The organism is Kitasatospora sp. NPDC054939, assembly GCF_053610105.1.
On sequence record NZ_JBSGXP010000033.1, the window covers coordinates 44,088 to 60,730 of the forward strand.

Consider the following 16,643-nt stretch of genomic DNA (forward strand, 5'->3'; position numbering starts at 1 on the left):
GCGCCGTCGGCTCCGGGGGTCCCGGGGCGGGTCAGCCGAAGTATCTGTCGAAGTTCTTCGAGAACTCGCGGCCGCCGTACTGGTCCCAGTTGACGGACCAGGTCATCAGGCCGCGGAGGTTGGGCTGGGCACCGGCCCGGGGCACGTAGGTGCCGCAGTTGGTGAGCTTGGTGAGGCAGTCGAGGGCCCTGTTGACCTCGGTGCTCGCGACCCAGCCGTTGCCGGCCTGGGTGGTGGCGGGCATGCCGATGGCGACCTTGTGGGCGGGCAGCGCCGGGAAGGCGTTGCTGGTGTTGCCCGCGACCGGGAAGCCCTTGAGCAGCATGTCGGTCATGGCGACGTGGAAGTCGGCGCCGCCCATGGAGTGGTACTGGTTGTCCAGGCCCATGATGGAGCCGGAGTTGTAGTCCTGGACGTGCAGCAGGGTGAGGTCGTCGCGCAGGGCGTGGATGACCGGCAGGTAGGCGCCGGCCCGCGGGTCCTGGCCGCCCCAGGGGCCGGATCCGTAGTACTGGTAGCCGAGTTGGACGAAGAAGGTCTCCGGCGCCATCGTCAGGACGAAGTTCGCGCCGTACTTGGCCTTCAGGGTCTTGATCGCGGAGATCAGGTTGACGATGACCGGGCTGGTGGGGTTCTTGAAGTCGGTGTCGCCGGTCTGCAGGGAGAGCGAGTGGCCCTCGAAGTCGATGTCGAGGCCGTCGAGGCCCCACGTGTCGATGATGGCGGAGACCGAACGGACGAAGGCGTCGCGGGCGGCGGCGGTGGTCAGCTGGACCTGGCCGTTCTGGCCGCCGATGGAGATCAGGACCTTCTTGCCCTGGGCGCGCTTGGCGGCGATGGCGGCCTTGAAGTCGGCGTCGGACTCGACGTTGGGGCACTCGGTGGCCGGGCACCGGTTGAACCGGATGTCTCCGGAGGTGACCGAGGTGGGCTCGCCGAAGGAGAGGTTGATGAAGTCCCAGGAGTCCGGGATGTCGGCGACCCGGGTGTAGCCGGCGCCGTTGGCGAAGCTGGCGTGCAGGTAGCCGACGAGGGCGTGGTTGCCGGGCGGGGAGGTCGGCGTGGCGGTACTGGTGGCGGTCGCGGTCGCCGTGGCCGTCGCGGTGGCGGTGGCCGTGGCCGTGGCCGTGGTGGTCGCGGTGGGCGTCGGCGAGGTACTGGGGGCGCCGGGGCCGTCGAGCGAGATGTCGTCGGCGTAGTAGGCGCCCTGGCCGTACCAGCCGTGGGTGTAGACGGTGGCGCTGGTCTGGTTGGCGCCGGTGGTGAAGCTGACGCTGAGCTTCTGGTAGGCGCCGCCGGTACCGGGCGTCCAGGTGCTGGTGCCGCCGTCGACGCCGAGGTGGACGTACGAGCCCTTGAGGTGGGCGCTGAGCGTGTACGTGGTGTTGGGCGCGACGGTGACGGTCTGCGAGCACTTGGCGCTGCTGCTCGCGGACGCGGCCCCGGCCAGCGCCCAACTGCCGGTGCGGGCCTGGCCGGTGACGACGCTGCCGGCGCCGTCGGCGCAGCTGAAGGGGGCCAGGCTGCCGCTCTCGAAGCCGCCGTTGACGAGGAACTCGCCGGCCGAGGCGGTCGGGGCGAGGCCCAGGGTGAGGCCGACCATGGTGGCAGCGGCGACTGCGGAGGCGGTGCCGGCGGCGAGGGTGCGGCGGTGGTGCGCGGTGCGGCGGGGCGTCGCGGGCACGGATGCTGTTCTGCGCATGCGGGTGACTCCTGCGGGAGTACGGGCGTGGGGGACGTCCGAGGCCGTGGCGCAGGAGCGGGCCAGTGGGGGTGTCGGCCGGTTCCTCGCCTGGGGCGCAGGGGTTGTGGACTAGACCTAGGACTAGACCACTGAAGTGGATCCGCCCACCCGGTGTCAATGGCCGCGGCCGTCCGCGGCCCGGATCGGCACCGGACACCGCGGACGCCTCCGGTTGCCGACCGTGACGCCCCGTCGAACGATGGGAGGGTGACGGCGCCCGGCTACCTCCGATACCCCCACCTCTGCGGCGGCCTGCTGGCCTTCACCGCCGAGGACGACGTCTGGGTCGCGCCGCTCGACGCCGCGGGCGCCCCCCCGGACGCCGCGGCCGGGCCGGGCGCCGACGCCGCCACCGGCCGCGCCTGGCGGATCACCTGCGACCGCACCCGGGTCAGCCACCCCCGCTTCTCCCCCGACGGCCGCACCCTCGCCTGGACCGGCTGGCAGGCGCTGACCCCGGAGGTGTGGACCGGGCCGGTCGAGGGCGGCGAGGCGGTACGGCTCAGCCACTGGGGCAGCCAGGACACCCGGGTGCGCGGCTGGCTGCCGGACGGCGAGGTGCTCGCCGTCACCTCGTACCACGAGCCCTTCGGCCACTACACCTGGGCGCACGCCCTGCCGGTGGACGGCTCACCGGGCCGCCGGATGCCCTGGGGGCCGGTCGGCGACGCCCAGATGAGCCGCAGCCGCACGGTGCTGCTCACCGGCGCGGCCCCGCACGAGCCCGCCGCCTGGAAGCGCTACCGGGGCGGCGCCACCGGCCGGCTCTGGGTGGACGGCGAGCAGATCCTGACCGGCCACCGCGGGCACCTCGCCTCGCCGATGGCCGTCGCCGCGCCCGACGGGGACCGGATCGCCTTCCTCTCCGACCACGAGGGCATCGGCAACCTCTACTCCTGCCGCCCGGACGGCACCGACCTGCGCCGCCACACCGACCACGCCTCCTCCTACGCCCGCGAGGCCGCCACCGACGGCACCCGGATCGTCTACCAGCACGCCGGGGACCTCTGGCTCCTGGACGGCCTGGACGCGCCGGGCCCGCGCCGGCTGCGCGTCCCGCTGGGCGGCGCCCGGGCGGGCCGGCGCCCGTACCAGGTGAGCGCCGCCTCGCACGTGAAGGACCTCGCCTGCGACCGGACCGGGCGGGCCGGGGTGATCACCGTGCGCGGCAGCCAGTACTGGCTGACCCACCGCGAGGGGCCGGCCCGGGCGCTGGCGGACACCCCGGGGGTGCGCACCCGGCTGCCGGTGGTGCTCGGGCACACCGGGGAGGCAGCCTGGGTCACCGACGCGGAGGGCGAGGACGCGATCGAGGTGGTGCCGCTGCCGGGGCACGAGCCGGCCGCCGCGACCGCCGCCGCACCCGGGCCGGCCCCCCGGCACCGCCACCGCCTGCTGGCCGCCGGGCGCCTGGGCCGGGTGCTGGAGCTGACCGCCTCCCCGGACGGCGCCCACCTGGCCGCCGCCTGCTCGGACGGCCGGCTGCTGCTGGTCTCCAGCGCCGACGGGGCCATCCGCGAACTGGCCTCGTCCGGCTTCGGGCCGGTCTCCGCGGCGCGCTTCTCCCCCGACTCGCACTGGATCGCGTGGTCCCAGCCGGTGGCCGGGCGCTCGCTGCGGCGCATCCGGCTGACCCGGACGGACGGCCCGGCGCCGATCACCGAGGTCACCGACGGGCGCTTCGAGGACGAGCAGCCGGTGTTCACCCGGGACGGCCGCTACCTGGCGTTCCTCTCCTGGCGGGGCTTCGACCCGGTGCACGACGTGCACACCGGCGACCTGTCCTTCCCGCTCGGCTGCCGCCCCTACCTCGTCCCGCTGGCCGTCGGCACGCCCTCCCCGTTCGCGGCGCCGGCCGAGGACGGCACCCCGCGCGACGACGGCGACGGCACGGTCCGGATCGATCCGCAGGGGCTGGGCGACCGGCTGGTGCCGTTCCCGGTGATCGCCTCCAAGTACTCGGCGACGGACGCGGTGCGGGGCGGGCTGGTCTGGCTGCGCTGGCCGATCTCCGGCACCCTCGGGCAGACCTTCACCGGCGCGGAGGAGACCTCCGGCCGGCCGTCCCTGGAGTACTTCGACCTCACCCGCGGCACCCGCACCACGCTGGTCGACAAGCTCGACGGCTACGCGGTCTCGGGGGACGGCGGCTCGATCGCGGTGTACTCGGCGGGCACCCTGCGGATCGTCCCGGCCACCGCGCCCGGCGCCGGCACCACCGTCGACCTGCGCCGGATCACCCACACCGTGCACCCGGCCGCCGAGTGGCACCAGGCGTACCACGAGGCGGCCCGGATCGTCCGGGACCAGTTCTGGGACGAGGCGATGTCCGGGCTGGACTGGCCCGCCCTGGTCGAGCAGTACCGGCCGCTGCTGGAGCGCATCGCCGGGCCGGACGACTTCGCCGACCTGCTGCGCGAACTGCTCGGGGAACTCGGCACCTCGCACGCCTACGTCACCCCGTCCCGGCGCGGCGAGGGGCCCGCACTGCTCCAGCAGCCGCTGGGGCTGCTCGGCGCCAACGCCCGGCTCGCCCCGGACGGCCGCTGGCTGGTCGAGCGGGTGCTGCCGGGCGAGTCCTCGGACCCGCGGGCGCGCGCCCCGCTCGCCATCCACGGCGTCCGGGACGGCGACGAACTGCTGGAGGTCGCCGGCCGGCCGGTCGACCCGGTGCGCGGCCCCGTCCCGCTGCTGGCGGGCACCGGCGGCACCAGCGTCGAGCTGACCCTGCGCAGCGGCGGCCCGGACGGCGCGGTACGGCGGATCACGGTCACCCCGCTGATCGACGAGCGGCCGATCCGCTACCAGGACTGGGTCGCCAAACGGCGTTCGCTGGTACGGGAGTTCAGCGACGGGCGGTGCGGCTACCTGCACATCCCGGACCTCGGCGGCTCCGGCTGGGCGCAGTTCAACCGCGATCTGCGCCGGGAGCTGGACAAGCCCGCGCTGGTCCTGGACGTGCGCGGCAACGCGGGCGGCAACGTCTCCGAACTCGTCCTGGAGAAACTCACCCGGCGCGTCCTCGCCTGGGACTTCAGCCGGGGCCGGCAGCCGGTGCGCTGGCCGCGCAACGCCCCGCGCGGGCCGGTCGTCGCACTCGCCGACGAGGCCACCAGCTCGGACGGCGACGTCATCATCACGGCGATCAAACTGCTCGGGCTCGGCCCGGTGGTCGGCAACCGCACCTGGGGCGGGGTGGTCGGGATGACCGGGCGGCACACCCTCGGCGACGGCACCCAGATCTCGGTGCCGAAGAACGCCTCCTGGTTCACCGGCGGGCTCGGCTGGTCGGTGGAGAACCACGGGGTCGAGCCGGACGTGCACGTGCTGCGCACCCCGCAGGACTGGGCCCGGGGACGGCACCCCGAACTGGCGACCGCGGTGCGGCTGGCGCTGGAGCTGCTGGAGGACAGCCCGGCCGCGGTGCCGCCGGCGCCGGACACCCCGCGGCCGGACCTGCGGCGTCCGCCGCTGCCGCCGCGGAGGTGAGCGCGCCGCCGCACGGGTGACGGCCGACGGCGGCAGGGGGCGGGCCCGGAGTCGGGCCCGCCCCCTGGGGCGGGAGTCGTTCGGTCGCCGCTCAGTCCCAGGGGTCGCCCTCGGCCGTCATGTCCCGGCGGGCCCGCTCCTCGGCCTCCCGCTCGGACAGCTCGGTCGTCCGCCGGTCCTCCCTGGCCTTCATCGCCTCGTCGCCGAACGCGTCGGCGGCCTCGTCGTGGGCGAGGGCCGCACGCTGGGCGGCGTCGGTCATCGCCGTGGTGTCCTGCTCGGGGTGCCCGCCGAGCGCCGTCCTGGCCTCCCCGGCGGAGTCGTGCGCCTTGTGGCGGAACCTGTCGAAGATGCCCATCGCTCCTCCTCGGTCCTCCGGTCCCCGGAACGGGCTTCCTGGAACGGATCCGGGCCGTCGCCCCCACTCTCACACCGGACGGGGGGCCGCGCATCCGCAGCGGCCGCGGTCCGCGGCCCGTCCACGACCCGTCCGCGACGCGTCCACGGTTCGCCCACGGGGTTCGCCCACGGCCCCGTCCCCGCCGCGACGGCGGGCACGGGGGCGGAAATCACCAGGGGCCCTCGGTCTCGTCGGGCCGCTGCCGCAGCTGCCGGGTGGTCTCCTCCGCGCTCCCGGACGTCCGCCCGGACCGCCCGGACCGCCCGGACTGCTCGGACCCGGCGTCGGCCCCGGCGTCGGACCCCGCACCGGACCGCCCGTCCGCGGGCCGCTCCGGCTTGGCACCGAGCGCCGAGCGGGCGTGCTCGACGAGCTCCTGCGCCTTCTCCTGGAACCTGTCCTTGAGGCCCATGCCGCCTCCTCGGGATCTCGGTGGACCCGGGCTTCCGACCACCCTGGCACCGTTCCCCGGGCCGCGCACCCGCAGGCCGGGCGGCGTCAGCGGTCCTCGACCGTGATCCCCAGGGCCTGGGCGAACTGCGGGGCGAGTTCGAGCAGCTGGGGCGAGCTGATCAGTGCGCCGCGCAGCCCCTCGGGGCCGTCGGGCAGGCCGAGCGAGGCCGCGCCGCGCAGGTCGACCTTCGAGAGCCGGGCCCCGCGCAGCCGGACCTCCTCCAGGGCGGAGCCGGGGAAGGAGACGTCGGTCAGCCTGGCGTCGCCGAAGTCCACGTCGCGCAGCAGGCAGTCCTCGAAGACGACGTCGCGCAGGACGGCGCTGCGCAGGTTGACCGCCTCCAGCTTGCAGCCGCGGAAGACCACCCGGCGCAGCGCCGAGCCGTGCGCGGCGAGGCCGGCGAGCACGGCGCCGAGGACGGCGGTGTCCTGCCAGTCGCTGTCGACCGGGTCGCAGGCCACCCAGCGGCCGGCCCGGATCCAGACGTCGTTGAAGCGGGCCCGGCGGAGCCGGACGCCGCTGAGCGAGACCCCGGTGAGCGCGCACTCCAGGAAGGTCGCGCCGCTCGCCGACAGGTCGGTGTACTCGCCGCCGTCGAAGTGGACGGTGTCGTAGCGGCCGTCGCTGTGCAGCGGTCCGCTGTGCGGGCGCAGCAGCGCGGCGTACGGGAGGTCGTCGAGGCGGTCCGGGACGCTGATCGGCATGGCGGCATCGTCGCACGCGCCGCCGACGGCGCCGGTCACCGGCGCACGGCCGCGGCCCGGCCCCCGGGTGCGGGGTGCCGGGCCGCGGTGCGCGCGGGTGCGGGGATCAGCCGTTGCGCCACAGGGTGTTGACCCGGCTGCGCTCGGTGCTGTTCGGGTAGGCGTTGGTGCAGGAGGTGCCGGGGCCGCCGCCGGACATGAGCTCGCTGCACGGGCCGGAGTAGTGGTCGGGCAGGCCGAGCACGTGGCCGGTCTCGTGGGCGGTGACCCGCAGCGAGTTGTACTGCTGGTTCTGGCGGTAGTCGAGGAAGATGTAGCCCTTGCCGTGGCCGTCGGTGCTGGCGTACGAGCCGCGGGAGTCGTTGCCCTCGTAGTACCGGAAGTCGGCGTTGGTGCCGGAGCGCAGCTGGACGTTGGTGACCGAGCCGTTCCAGATCTGGGCGCTCTGGGATATCTGGGTGCGGAAGGACGGGGCCCGGCTGGCGTCGTAGGTGACGTAGACGACCTTGAGGTACGGGGTCGCGGCCTGCTTGGCGAGCGCCGACTTCATGACGGCCTCGTAGAAGGCCTTGTTGCCGGCGTCCTCGGCGGCCGAGCCGGCGTACGAGGTGCCCGCCGCCGGGGTGTAGCCGAAGACCGGCGCGGCGGCGGCCGTGCCGGTGGGCAGGACGGCGAGGCCGGCGGCGAGGGCCAGGCCGACGGCAGCAGAGAGCATCCGCGGGGTGCGGTTCATGTGGGGGACTCCGATTCACAGGGCGCCGTGGCCGGTGGGGGCCGGCCGCGGGGCGTCGGGTGAACTCTCGATGTCCAGAGCTTGGGTCAGCCCGGCGGCCCGGCGGATGATGTCAACCGGCGATAGCCCGGTGCTATCGCCCGGGCGGTCCGTCGGCCGTCCGCGGCCGACCCTCCGTCACCCCGCGGCCGTGACAGCCTGTTGACATGTCATGTCCCTGGCGCTGGGCGAAATCGGTGGGTAGGCTCCCGATTGTGGAGCTCGACGTGAGACACCTCCGGGTGCTGTGCGCCATCGCCGACACCGGCAGCCTCCGCAAGGCTGCGCTGCAGCTCGGCATGACCCAGCCCTCGCTCTCCACCCAGCTGCACCGGATCGAACGGGCCGTCGGCGGCACGCTGTTCACCCGGGAGCAGACCGGCAGCCGGCCGACCGCGCTCGGCCACTCGGTACTGTCCCGGGCCCGGCCGATCATCGGCGAGATGGCCGCCCTGGTGACCGCGGCGCGCCAGGAGGCGCGGGAGGCGGCGGACCCCGGCCGGGCCCGCTGCCGGCTGCGGATCGGCAGTGTCGGCAGCCGGGCGGTGGCGGCCTGGCTGCGGCGCGTCCACGAGCGGCTGCCGGAGACCGACACCACCATCCAGATCGACGTCTCGGCCAACGCCCTGCTGCGGATGGTGGCCGCCGACCAGTTGGACGTGGCCTTCGTGCACGAGAGCGAGGGCTTCCCGCTGCGGATGCCCCCGGAGGCCGAGCACCGGGTGCTGCTGACCCGCGAGCCGCAGTTCGTCGCGCTGTCCAACAGCCATCCGGCGGCCGGGCTGCCGGTGGTCGGGCTCGCCGACCTGGCCGAGGACACCTGGATGGTCGACCCGACCGCCGACCACGAGTACGCGGCGATGCGGCGGGTGTTCACCGACGCCGGGCTGAACCCGCGGGTGGTGCAGGTGCGCGACAATGCGACCGCCGCCGATCTGGTGGCCTCCGGGGAGGCCGTCCGCCCGTGCCAGCCGACGTCCGTCGCGGCGCCCGGCACGGTGGTCCGCCCGGTGCACGGCGACCCACTGGCCGTCCGGCTGCTGCTGGTCTGGCGGCCCCGCGCGCTGGGCCCGACCGCGCTGGAGGCGCTGTACGGCGAACTGCGCTCCGCCTACCTGGAACTGGCCCGGGTCAACCCGGCCTACCGGGCCTGGCTGCTGCGGCAGGACGGCCCGCCGCACCGCCTGCCCGGGCCCGCTCACTCGCGGGCGCCGAGGGCCACCCCCACCGCCACCGTCGCGGCGCAGACCAGGCCCGCCGCCAGGATGCCCGGGCCGCCGGCCGCCGTGCAGGCGAGCACCGCCGCCGCGGCGGCGGGCAGCAGCGTCTGCGCGATGCCGCTCTTGGCGTGCCGGGCGTGCAGCAGCCAGACGGTGAGGAGGTAGACCGCGGTCGGGACGGTCACCGCGGCGGTGGCGGCAGTGGCCGAGATGTGCGCCTTGTGGGCGGAGGACTCGACCGCGACCTCCAGGCCCGCGCCGATCGCCGCCGCCGAGCCGAACACCAGGTAGTGGCCGTACCCCCAGAGGAACGCCTGCCGGCTGGAGCGCAGATGCTCGTGGACCGGCCGGGCGAAGTAGATCCACCAGGCGGAGAAGCAGATCAGCAGGCCGCCGGCGGCCACCGACAGCAGCCCGCGCAGCTCCTCGTGCTCGTCCACCCCGGACTGCACGGCCACGGTCGCCGCGGCCACCGTCTCGCCCAGCACGATCAGGGTGAACAGGCCGTAGCGCTCGGCGATGTGGTGCGGGTGCCAGGGGGTGCGGGTGCGCAGTTCGGCGACCACCGGGACGGACAGCTCGGCGAGGATGCCGGCCGCGATGATGTACGGCTTCACCCCCTCGGGCACCAGCAGGACGACGACCCAGCCGACCTGGCAGAGGGTGATGCCGATCGCGTACCGCAGGGCGACGGTCCGGGCGAGGCCGCGTTCGCCGGCCGCCGCGCGCAGCCACTGGGTGACCATGGCCAGCCGCATCACGACGTAGCCGGTGACGACGAGGCCGAGGTCCTGGTCGGCGAAGAGCCGGGGGACGCCGGCGGCGACGATCAGCACGCCGGAGATCTGGACGAGCGTGGTGACCCGGTAGGGCACGTCGTCGCAGTCGTAGGCGGAGGCGAACCAGGTGAAGTTCATCCACGCCCACCAGATGGCGAAGAAGGCCAGCAGGTAGCCGGTGAGGCCGTCGCCGACGTGGCTCTCGGCCACGTCGTGGGCGAGTTCGCGGCCGGCCTGGGCGACGGCGACCACGAAGCAGAGGTCGAAGAAGAGCTCCAGCGGGGTGGCCGTCCGGTGCGGCTCGTGGCGGCTGCGCGGGACCATCGGGCGGATCGGGCGCGGATCGTGGGGCCGGCGGTGGTGGGGTTCGGCGGACTCGCTGCTCATGGGCGGTGCTCCGGGTGCGGGGGGCGGGTTCCCCGCGCATCCTGGCAGCGGCCGGTCCCCGGTGCACGCACCTCGCACGGCATGCCGAACGCGGCGTTTTGCCCGTTTTGCCTTGTCGTCAGCGCCAGTTGACGGTCCGGTGCGCGAACCGGGTGACAGCGCGGCGGGTTTCCGGGCGCGCCGCGCGGTGCACCGCGGCCGGGCCGCCGGCCCCGCTAGATTCTTCTCCGGTCGGAAGCAGGGCAGGACGGCTCCGAAGGGGGCCGACGACACGGGCGGTCTGCGGGCAACGCGGAAGGTCAAGGCCGGTGGCAGGGCGGCGGGGGCGGACGTGCCCCCGGCCGCGCCCGCACCACCGGCCTCGTGATCACCGCGCTGCTCGCCAGCGCCTGCCCCCGGACCGCGCTGCTCGCCGGCGCCGCCGCCGGACCTCCCGGACGACTACTTCTCCCAGCCGGCCTTGGCGTACTCGGTGCTCGCCAGGCCGAAGGCGCCGTAGTTGGCCAGCCCCTTGCGGACCGCCAGCACGGTCGGGCGCTGGTACAGCTCCACGGTGTGGCCCAGCTCCCAGATCTTCGCGTCCGCCTGGTTGTAGAGCTTGTGGGCCTCGGCCGGGTCGATGGTGCCGGCGGCCTTCTTCAGCAGCGCGTCGATCTCCGCACTGCCGAGCTTGGAGTAGTTGCCGAACACGTTGTCGCCCACCGGCAGGCGGTAGTTGGTGAGGCTGGTGGAGAGCGGGAACGAGTCGGTGTTGCGCCAGCTGGCGATGTCGAACTTGCCGGGGTTCACGTACTTGGTGAAGAACTCGTTGCCCGGCACCTTCTCGATCTCGACCTTGACGCCGACCGCCTGCCACATCGACTGGGCGGCGGTGGCGAGGTCGACCTGGGCCTGCGCGGCGCTGTCGTTGAACACCCAGCGGAGGGCGAGCGGCTGCCCGTCCCTGGTCCGCGGCCGGCCGGCGCCCTCGTCCTTCCAACCCGCCTCGTCCAGCAGCTTCTTCGCGGCGGCCGCGTCGAACGTCGCCCACTCGCCGGAGTTGTCCTGGTAGCCGACCTGGTTCGGCATGAAGATGTGGTTGCCGAGCGGCTTGAACTCCACCGGGACGCCGTTGTTGGCGATCTTGATCAGCGCGGAGCGGTCCAGCGCCCGGCCGAGCGCCCGGCGCACCTTCACGTCGGCCAGCGGACCGCCCCCGCCGAAGGAGATGTGCACCTCGTCCCACGGGCTGGCGGCCCGGACCACGGTGTCCTTGGCGTCCTTGAGCTGCCCGTACGCGGTGGCGGTACCGGCCGTGGCCAGGTCGATCTCGTTGTTCAGGAACGCCTGGGTGGTCGCCGACTGCGACATCACCCGGAAGGTCACCTTGTCCAACTTGGCCTTCTGTCCCCACCAGTTGGGGTCGGGCACCAGGGTGATGGTCTGCGCGGTCTTGTCGGCGGTGCCGACCTTCAGCGGACCCGCGGTGATCGGGATCCGCTCCACCCAGCCCTTGTTGAAGTCGTCCGGGGTGGCGATCCCGGCCGCCGGGACCAGCGGGCGGAAGAGGTTCTGCCAGTCGGCGTACGGCTCCGTGAAGGTCACCTTCACCTCGGTCGGGTCGGCGCCCTGCTCGACCCCGGAGATCAGCTCGTAGCCGGCCGAGTCGGCGATGTTGTACGCCGGGTCCTTGCCGTTGCTGGTCTGCCAGACGGCCTTGAAGTCGGCCGCGCCGAGCGGCTTCCCGTCCGACCACTTGGCCTTGGGGTTGAGCCGGTAGGTGACCACCTGCGGGGAGGCCGAGGTGACCTTGGCGTCCACCAGGTAGTCGGGGGACGCCTTGAAGGTGCCGGTCTCGTCCGTGGTGAAGAGGTTGGGCTCCAACGAGCGCATGATCTCGACCGCGTCGCCGTACCGGCCGTCCACCTGGTACGGGTTCCACTGGGTGATCCACTGGTAGAGCGGGAGCCGCAGCTCGCCGCCGTCGCGGACCTGGTCCAGCGGCTTGGCGTTGATGTCGTTGGAGCCGTGTCTCGGGGCCTCGCTCCTGGGCGTGCCGTCGGCCGAACCGCCGCCCGAGCTGCAGGCGGTGAGTGCCAGGGCGACGGCGGCGGCGAGTACGCCGGCCCGGCCGAGGCGGCGCGGTGCGCTGGAAGCGTCCATGAGGGGTCCCCCCGGGAGATGCGACGAGTTGTGAAGGTTGGGCACCGCGAGGTGTGGCGATGCTTGACGGCGGGCAGTCAAGCCGATGCCGACGGGCCGAACGTAACAGCCGATCAGTTCCGCTACCAGGGGGCCGAGTTCAGATCTGATCCGAACGAAACGGGGCGCAACACCACCGCAACACCCCCGCCGCACCCCGCTGCCAGACTTTGACCTGCACATTCCATCCGGCTCGACGCGGGTCACCCCCGGAGCCGACGACCGAAGGCCACCCCACCCCGATGCCCAGCAGACGCGTCGGCCCCGCCCCCACCCCGGACGGCCGCTGATGCTCCGATACCTGGCGAAGCGCCTCGCGTACTACGCGGTGCTGCTCGTCGCGGCCGTCTTCCTCGCCTACGCGCTCTCCGCCGCCGCCCTCCAGCCCCGCACCTACTTCGAGGCCAAGGTGCCCCGGCCCGCCGCCGCCTCGGTGGAGCGCCAGCTCACCGCGCTCAACCTCAACGACCGCACCCCGGTCGTCGAACGCTTCGGCCGCTGGGCCGGCGACCTCGTCCTGCACGGCGACCTCGGCCGCACCATCCACGACACCCCGGTCGCCGACGACTTCGGCCGCCGGATCTGGGTCTCCCTGCGACTGCTGCTCATCGGCTCGCTGCTCGGCATGGTGCTCGGCGTCGCCGCCGGGGCCTGGAGCGCGGTGCGCCAGTACCGGCTCTCCGACCGGGCACTCACCGTGTTCTCCTTCGTGCTGCTCTCCACCCCGGTCTTCCTGGTGGCGCTCTTCCTCAAGAACGGCGCCATCGCCGCCAAGGACCTCGCCGGGCGCGAGGTCGTCCCCTTCACCGGCTACGAGACCCCGGGGCTCAGCGGCGGCCTCGGCACGCACCTCGCCGACTGGGCGCTGCACCTGCTGCTGCCCACCCTCTCGCTCGCCCTCGGCGGCCTCGCCACCTACAGCCGCTACCAGCGCGGCACCATGCTGGACGTCCTCGGCAGCGACTACCTGCGCACCGCCCAGGCCAAGGGCCTCACCCGCGGCCGCGCCCTGCTCAAACACGGGCTGCGCACCGCCGTCATCCCGATGTCGACGATGTTCGCGTACAGCTTCCTCGGCATCTTCACCGGCGCCGCGTTCACCGAGACCATCTTCGGCTGGCACGGCATGGGCGAATGGTTCATCCAGGCGATCAACGAACAGGACGTCAACGCGGTCGTCGCGGTCAACCTGTTCGCCGCCGTCGTCGTCCTCGCCTCCGGCTTCCTCGCCGACACCCTGCACGCCGCCCTCGACCCGCGCGTGCGGACCTGAGCGCAGGAGGAGCCCATGACCGCCGTCGTCCCCGCACCCGCCCCCGCCGCCCCGGACGCCCCCGTCCCCGACCGGGCCGAACCGGCCGGCCGCGCCCGGCTCGTCCTCGCCCGGCTGCTCGCCGCCCGCTGGGCGGTGGCCGGCCTCGTCGTCGTCCTGCTGCTGTTCGTGCTCGCCTTCGGCGGGCCATACCTGACGCCCTGGGACTACGCCACCCCCGACTACACCGCACTGCGCCGCCCGCCCTCCGCCGAGCACTGGTTCGGCACCAACGGGGTCGGCCAGGACGTCTTCGCGCAGACCGTCCGCGGACTCCAGAAGTCCCTGGTCATCGGGCTGCTGGTGGCCCTGTTCTCCACCGTGCTGGCCTCGCTGGTCGGCGCCTGCGCCGGCTACTTCGGCGGCTGGACCGACCGCGTGCTGATGTTCGCGGTGGACCTCATGCTGGTCTTCCCCAGCTTCCTGATCATCACCATCGTCTCGCCCCGGCTGAAGAGCACCGGCTGGATCGCCTTCGTCCTGCTGCTCGCCCTGTTCAACTGGATGATCACCGCCCGGGTCGTCCGCTCGATGACCATCTCGCTGCGCGAGCGCGAATTCGTCCGCGCCGCCGAGTTCATGGGCGTGCACCCGCTGCGGATCATCACCCGGCACATCCTGCCGAACGTCGCCTCCTTCCTGATCATCGACGCCACCATCGCCGTCGGCGGCGCCGTCATGAGCGAGACCGCGCTCTCCTACTTCGGCTTCGGCGTCAAGGCCCCCGACGTCTCCCTCGGCACCCTGCTCGCCGCCGGCACCTCCGAGGCACCGGTCTTCCCCTGGCTCTTCTACTTCGCCGCCGGCCTGCTCGTGCTCTTCGTCCTCGCCGTCAACCTGATCGGCGACGGGCTGCGCGACGCCCTCGACCCGACCGCCGGGGCCGACGCCCGGCCCGCCCGCCGCCGCCCGTTCCGCACCTCCAGGAAGAAGCGCACGTGACCACCACCGTCGACACCCCGCTGCTGGCCGTCCGCGACCTGCACGTCGACTTCACCGGGCCGCGCGGCGCCGCCCCCGTCCCCGCCGTCCGGGGCGTCGACCTCACCCTGCGGCGCGGCGAGACCCTGGGCATCGTCGGCGAGTCCGGCTCCGGCAAGTCCGTCACCGCGCTCGCCGTGCTCGGCCTGCTCCCCGGCACCGCCAGGGTCCGCGGCTCGGTCGCCCTCGACGGCCGGGAACTGCTCGGGCTGCCCGGCCGCGAGCTCGCCGCCGTCCGCGGCCGCCGGATCGCCATGGTCTTCCAGGACCCGCTCTCCGCCTTCACCCCCGTGTACCGCATCGGCGACCAGATCGTCGAAGCCCTGCGCATCCACCGCCGCCTGGACCGGTCCGCCGCCCGCGACCGCGCCGCCGACCTGCTCGACCTGGTCGGCATCCCCTCGCCCCGGCGGGCCCTGGACGCCTTCCCGCACGAGTTCTCCGGCGGCATGCGCCAGCGCGCGATGATCGCCATGGCCGTCGCCAACGACCCCGACGTGCTGCTCGCCGACGAACCCACCACCGCCCTGGACGTCACCATCCAGGCCCAGGTCCTCGACGTGCTGCGCACCGCCAAGCAGGAGACCGGCGCCGCCCTGGTGCTCGTCAGCCACGACCTCGGCGTCATCGCCGGCCTGGCCGACCGGGTCGCCGTGATGTACGCCGGGCGGGTCGTCGAGACCGCCCCGGTCGACGACCTGTTCGCCGCGCCCCGCCACCCGTACACCCTCGGCCTGATCGGCGCCGTCCCCCGGCTGGACGCCCGGGGCGGCCCGCTGGTGCCCATCCCCGGCACCCCCGCCCCGATGGCGCAGCTGCCCGCCGGCTGCCCCTTCGCCGCCCGCTGCCCGCTGGTGCTGCCGCGCTGCACCGCCGAGGAGCCCGCCCTCGACGGGACCGGCGCCCACCTGGCCGCCTGCGTCCGGGCCGAGGAGCTCGCCGAGCGCCGGCCCGCACCCGCCGCCGTCTACCCCGTCCCCCCGCTGCCGCCCGCCGCGGCCGCCGTCCCGCGCGCCGACCGCGCGCCGGTCCTGGAGGTCAGCGGGCTCACCAGGACCTTCCCGCTGCTCAAGGGCGCCGTCCTGAAACGGCGGGTCGGCGAGGTGTACGCCGTCGACGGCGTCGACCTGTCCGTCCGGCAGGGCGAGACCCTGGGCCTGGTGGGCGAGTCCGGCTCCGGCAAGTCGACCACGCTTTTCGAGCTGCTCCGCCTCGCCGCCCCCGCGTCCGGCCGGATCGAGGTCCTCGGCCGCGACGTCGCCGGACTCACCCGCGCCGAGGCCCACCGGCTCCGGGGCGAACTGCAGATCGTCTTCCAGGACCCGATGGCCAGCCTCGACCCGCGCATGCCGATCGGCGACATCGTCGCCGAACCGCTGCGCGCCCTGCGCACCCCGCGCCAGGAGACCGCCCGCCGGGTGCCCGAGCTGCTGCGCCAGGTCGGCCTCGACCCGGCGCACGCCACCCGCTACCCGCACCAGTTCTCCGGCGGCCAGCGGCAGCGCGTCTCCATCGCCCGCGCCCTCGCCGTCCGCCCGAAGCTCCTCGTCCTGGACGAACCGGTCTCCGCGCTGGACGTCTCCATCCAGGCCGGCGTGCTCAACCTGCTGCAGTCGCTCAAGGCCGACCTCGGACTCTCCTACCTCTTCGTCTCGCACGACCTCTCGGTGATCCGGCACCTCGCCGACCGGGTGAGCGTGATGTACCTCGGCCGGACGGTCGAGCAGGGCACGGTCGACGCCGTCTTCGACCGCCCCCGGCACCCATACACCCGGGCGCTGCTCTCCGCCGTCCCGCTGCCCGACCCGGCCGCCGAGCGCTCCCGCACCCGGATGCTGCTCGCGGGCGACCCGCCCTCCCCCACCGAGCGCCGCACCGGCTGCCCCTTCCGCACCCGCTGCCCCGTGCACACCGCCCTGCCCGCCGAGCTCCGCACCCGCTGCGCGGAGCAGCGGCCGCCGCTCGCCGAGGCCGCCCCCGGCGCCGACCACGCCGCGGCCTGCCACTACCCGGAGCGGGCGGCGGGCTGACCGGGCCGGGCCGGCGGCGCCCCGGTGCGGGCACGCAGGGTGACCGGGCGGTGCGGATTCGGCGGATCGGCCGCGCGCCGTGTAATGTCTTCCAGGTCAGCAGGCGCCGCTAGCTCAGTTGGTTAGAGCAGCTGACTCTTAATCAGCGGGTCCGGGGTTCGAGTCCCTGGCGGCGCACAGACAGCCGGAA

11 protein-coding genes, 1 tRNA gene and 1 pseudogene are annotated in these 16,643 nt (G+C 74.2%); 6 read left to right on the plus strand and 7 right to left on the minus strand.

All coding sequences use genetic code 11. The features are described 5' to 3' along the window. Positions 1 to 31: 31 nt before the first annotated feature. The gene (locus ACWGB8_RS12645; protein ID WP_452212931.1) at positions 32 to 1,702 is read right to left on the minus strand and encodes a chitinase; all 1,671 of its coding nucleotides are present in this window, start codon (positions 1,700 to 1,702) and stop codon (positions 32 to 34) included. 159 nt (positions 1,703 to 1,861) lie between these two features. Here ACWGB8_RS12645 and ACWGB8_RS12650 point away from each other — a divergent pair, with 159 nt between their 5' ends. Continuing rightward, the gene (locus ACWGB8_RS12650) at positions 1,862 to 5,233 is read left to right on the plus strand and encodes a S41 family peptidase (protein WP_452212932.1); all 3,372 of its coding nucleotides are present in this window, start codon (positions 1,862 to 1,864) and stop codon (positions 5,231 to 5,233) included. 91 nt (positions 5,234 to 5,324) lie between these two features. Here the strand turns inward: ACWGB8_RS12650 and ACWGB8_RS12655 are convergent, their stop codons facing one another. The 4 genes from ACWGB8_RS12655 to snpA form a co-directional block, all read right to left on the minus strand. Next, positions 5,325 to 5,591, minus strand: a complete 267-nt coding sequence (locus tag ACWGB8_RS12655) for a hypothetical protein (protein ID WP_452212934.1) — start codon at positions 5,589 to 5,591, stop codon at positions 5,325 to 5,327. A gap of 211 nt (positions 5,592 to 5,802) precedes the next feature. Then, the gene (locus tag ACWGB8_RS12660) at positions 5,803 to 6,045 is read right to left on the minus strand and encodes a hypothetical protein (protein WP_452212936.1); all 243 of its coding nucleotides are present in this window, start codon (positions 6,043 to 6,045) and stop codon (positions 5,803 to 5,805) included. 86 nt (positions 6,046 to 6,131) lie between these two features. After that, positions 6,132 to 6,791 (minus strand): pentapeptide repeat-containing protein, encoded by a 660-nt coding sequence (locus ACWGB8_RS12665; protein WP_452212938.1) that lies wholly within the window; start codon positions 6,789 to 6,791, stop codon positions 6,132 to 6,134. A gap of 106 nt (positions 6,792 to 6,897) precedes the next feature. Beyond that, positions 6,898 to 7,524, minus strand: coding sequence for a snapalysin (gene snpA, locus ACWGB8_RS12670; RefSeq protein WP_452212939.1), 627 nt, complete (start codon positions 7,522 to 7,524; stop codon positions 6,898 to 6,900). A gap of 206 nt (positions 7,525 to 7,730) precedes the next feature. Between snpA and ACWGB8_RS12675 the strand changes: the two are divergent. Then, positions 7,731 to 8,612 (plus strand): annotated as a pseudogene (locus ACWGB8_RS12675) (LysR family transcriptional regulator); the annotation flags it as partial. A 149-nt stretch (positions 8,613 to 8,761) separates the two neighbouring features. On the opposite strand, the gene ACWGB8_RS12680 reads toward ACWGB8_RS12675, so the two are convergent. Both ACWGB8_RS12680 and ACWGB8_RS12685 read right to left on the minus strand, forming a co-directional pair. Then, complete coding sequence (locus tag ACWGB8_RS12680; protein WP_452212940.1) at positions 8,762 to 9,949, minus strand: low temperature requirement protein A; 1,188 nt, start codon at positions 9,947 to 9,949, stop codon at positions 8,762 to 8,764. A 441-nt stretch (positions 9,950 to 10,390) separates the two neighbouring features. Beyond that, positions 10,391 to 12,091, minus strand: a complete 1,701-nt coding sequence (locus ACWGB8_RS12685; RefSeq protein WP_452212941.1) for an ABC transporter family substrate-binding protein — start codon at positions 12,089 to 12,091, stop codon at positions 10,391 to 10,393. A gap of 328 nt (positions 12,092 to 12,419) precedes the next feature. Between ACWGB8_RS12685 and ACWGB8_RS12690 the strand changes: the two genes are divergently transcribed. The 4 genes from ACWGB8_RS12690 (at position 12,420) to ACWGB8_RS12705 (ending at position 16,630) form a co-directional block, all read left to right on the plus strand. Continuing rightward, positions 12,420 to 13,403, plus strand: coding sequence for an ABC transporter permease (locus ACWGB8_RS12690; protein WP_452212943.1), 984 nt, complete (start codon positions 12,420 to 12,422; stop codon positions 13,401 to 13,403). Between the two features lie 15 nt (positions 13,404 to 13,418). Next, a complete protein-coding gene (locus ACWGB8_RS12695) occupies positions 13,419 to 14,384 on the plus strand; it encodes an ABC transporter permease (RefSeq protein WP_452212945.1) in 966 nt (321 codons plus the stop codon). Then, positions 14,381 to 16,453 (plus strand): dipeptide ABC transporter ATP-binding protein, encoded by a 2,073-nt coding sequence (locus tag ACWGB8_RS12700; protein ID WP_452212947.1) that lies wholly within the window; start codon positions 14,381 to 14,383, stop codon positions 16,451 to 16,453. The genes ACWGB8_RS12695 and ACWGB8_RS12700 overlap by 4 nt, the downstream gene beginning before the upstream one ends. Positions 16,454 to 16,556: 103 nt before the next feature. Beyond that, positions 16,557 to 16,630: transfer RNA gene (locus ACWGB8_RS12705), tRNA-Lys, on the plus strand. Positions 16,631 to 16,643 lie beyond the last annotated feature (13 nt).

What these genes read in the sequence shown, in the direction of transcription:
- ACWGB8_RS12680 (WP_452212940.1), bottom strand. Translation starts at nt 9,949, where the DNA reads ATGAGCAGCGAGTCCGCCGAACCCCACCACCGCCGGCCCCACGATCCG.
- ACWGB8_RS12645 (WP_452212931.1), bottom strand. Translation starts at nt 1,702, where the DNA reads ATGCGCAGAACAGCATCCGTGCCCGCGACGCCCCGCCGCACCGCGCAC.
- snpA (WP_452212939.1), bottom strand. Translation starts at nt 7,524, where the DNA reads ATGAACCGCACCCCGCGGATGCTCTCTGCTGCCGTCGGCCTGGCCCTC.
- ACWGB8_RS12690 (WP_452212943.1), top strand. Translation starts at nt 12,420, where the DNA reads ATGCTCCGATACCTGGCGAAGCGCCTCGCGTACTACGCGGTGCTGCTC.
- ACWGB8_RS12650 (WP_452212932.1), top strand. Translation starts at nt 1,862, where the DNA reads ATGGCCGCGGCCGTCCGCGGCCCGGATCGGCACCGGACACCGCGGACG.
- ACWGB8_RS12660 (WP_452212936.1), bottom strand. Translation starts at nt 6,045, where the DNA reads ATGGGCCTCAAGGACAGGTTCCAGGAGAAGGCGCAGGAGCTCGTCGAG.
- ACWGB8_RS12665 (WP_452212938.1), bottom strand. Translation starts at nt 6,791, where the DNA reads ATGCCGATCAGCGTCCCGGACCGCCTCGACGACCTCCCGTACGCCGCG.
- ACWGB8_RS12685 (WP_452212941.1), bottom strand. Translation starts at nt 12,091, where the DNA reads ATGGACGCTTCCAGCGCACCGCGCCGCCTCGGCCGGGCCGGCGTACTC.
- ACWGB8_RS12655 (WP_452212934.1), bottom strand. Translation starts at nt 5,591, where the DNA reads ATGGGCATCTTCGACAGGTTCCGCCACAAGGCGCACGACTCCGCCGGG.
- ACWGB8_RS12695 (WP_452212945.1), top strand. Translation starts at nt 13,419, where the DNA reads ATGACCGCCGTCGTCCCCGCACCCGCCCCCGCCGCCCCGGACGCCCCC.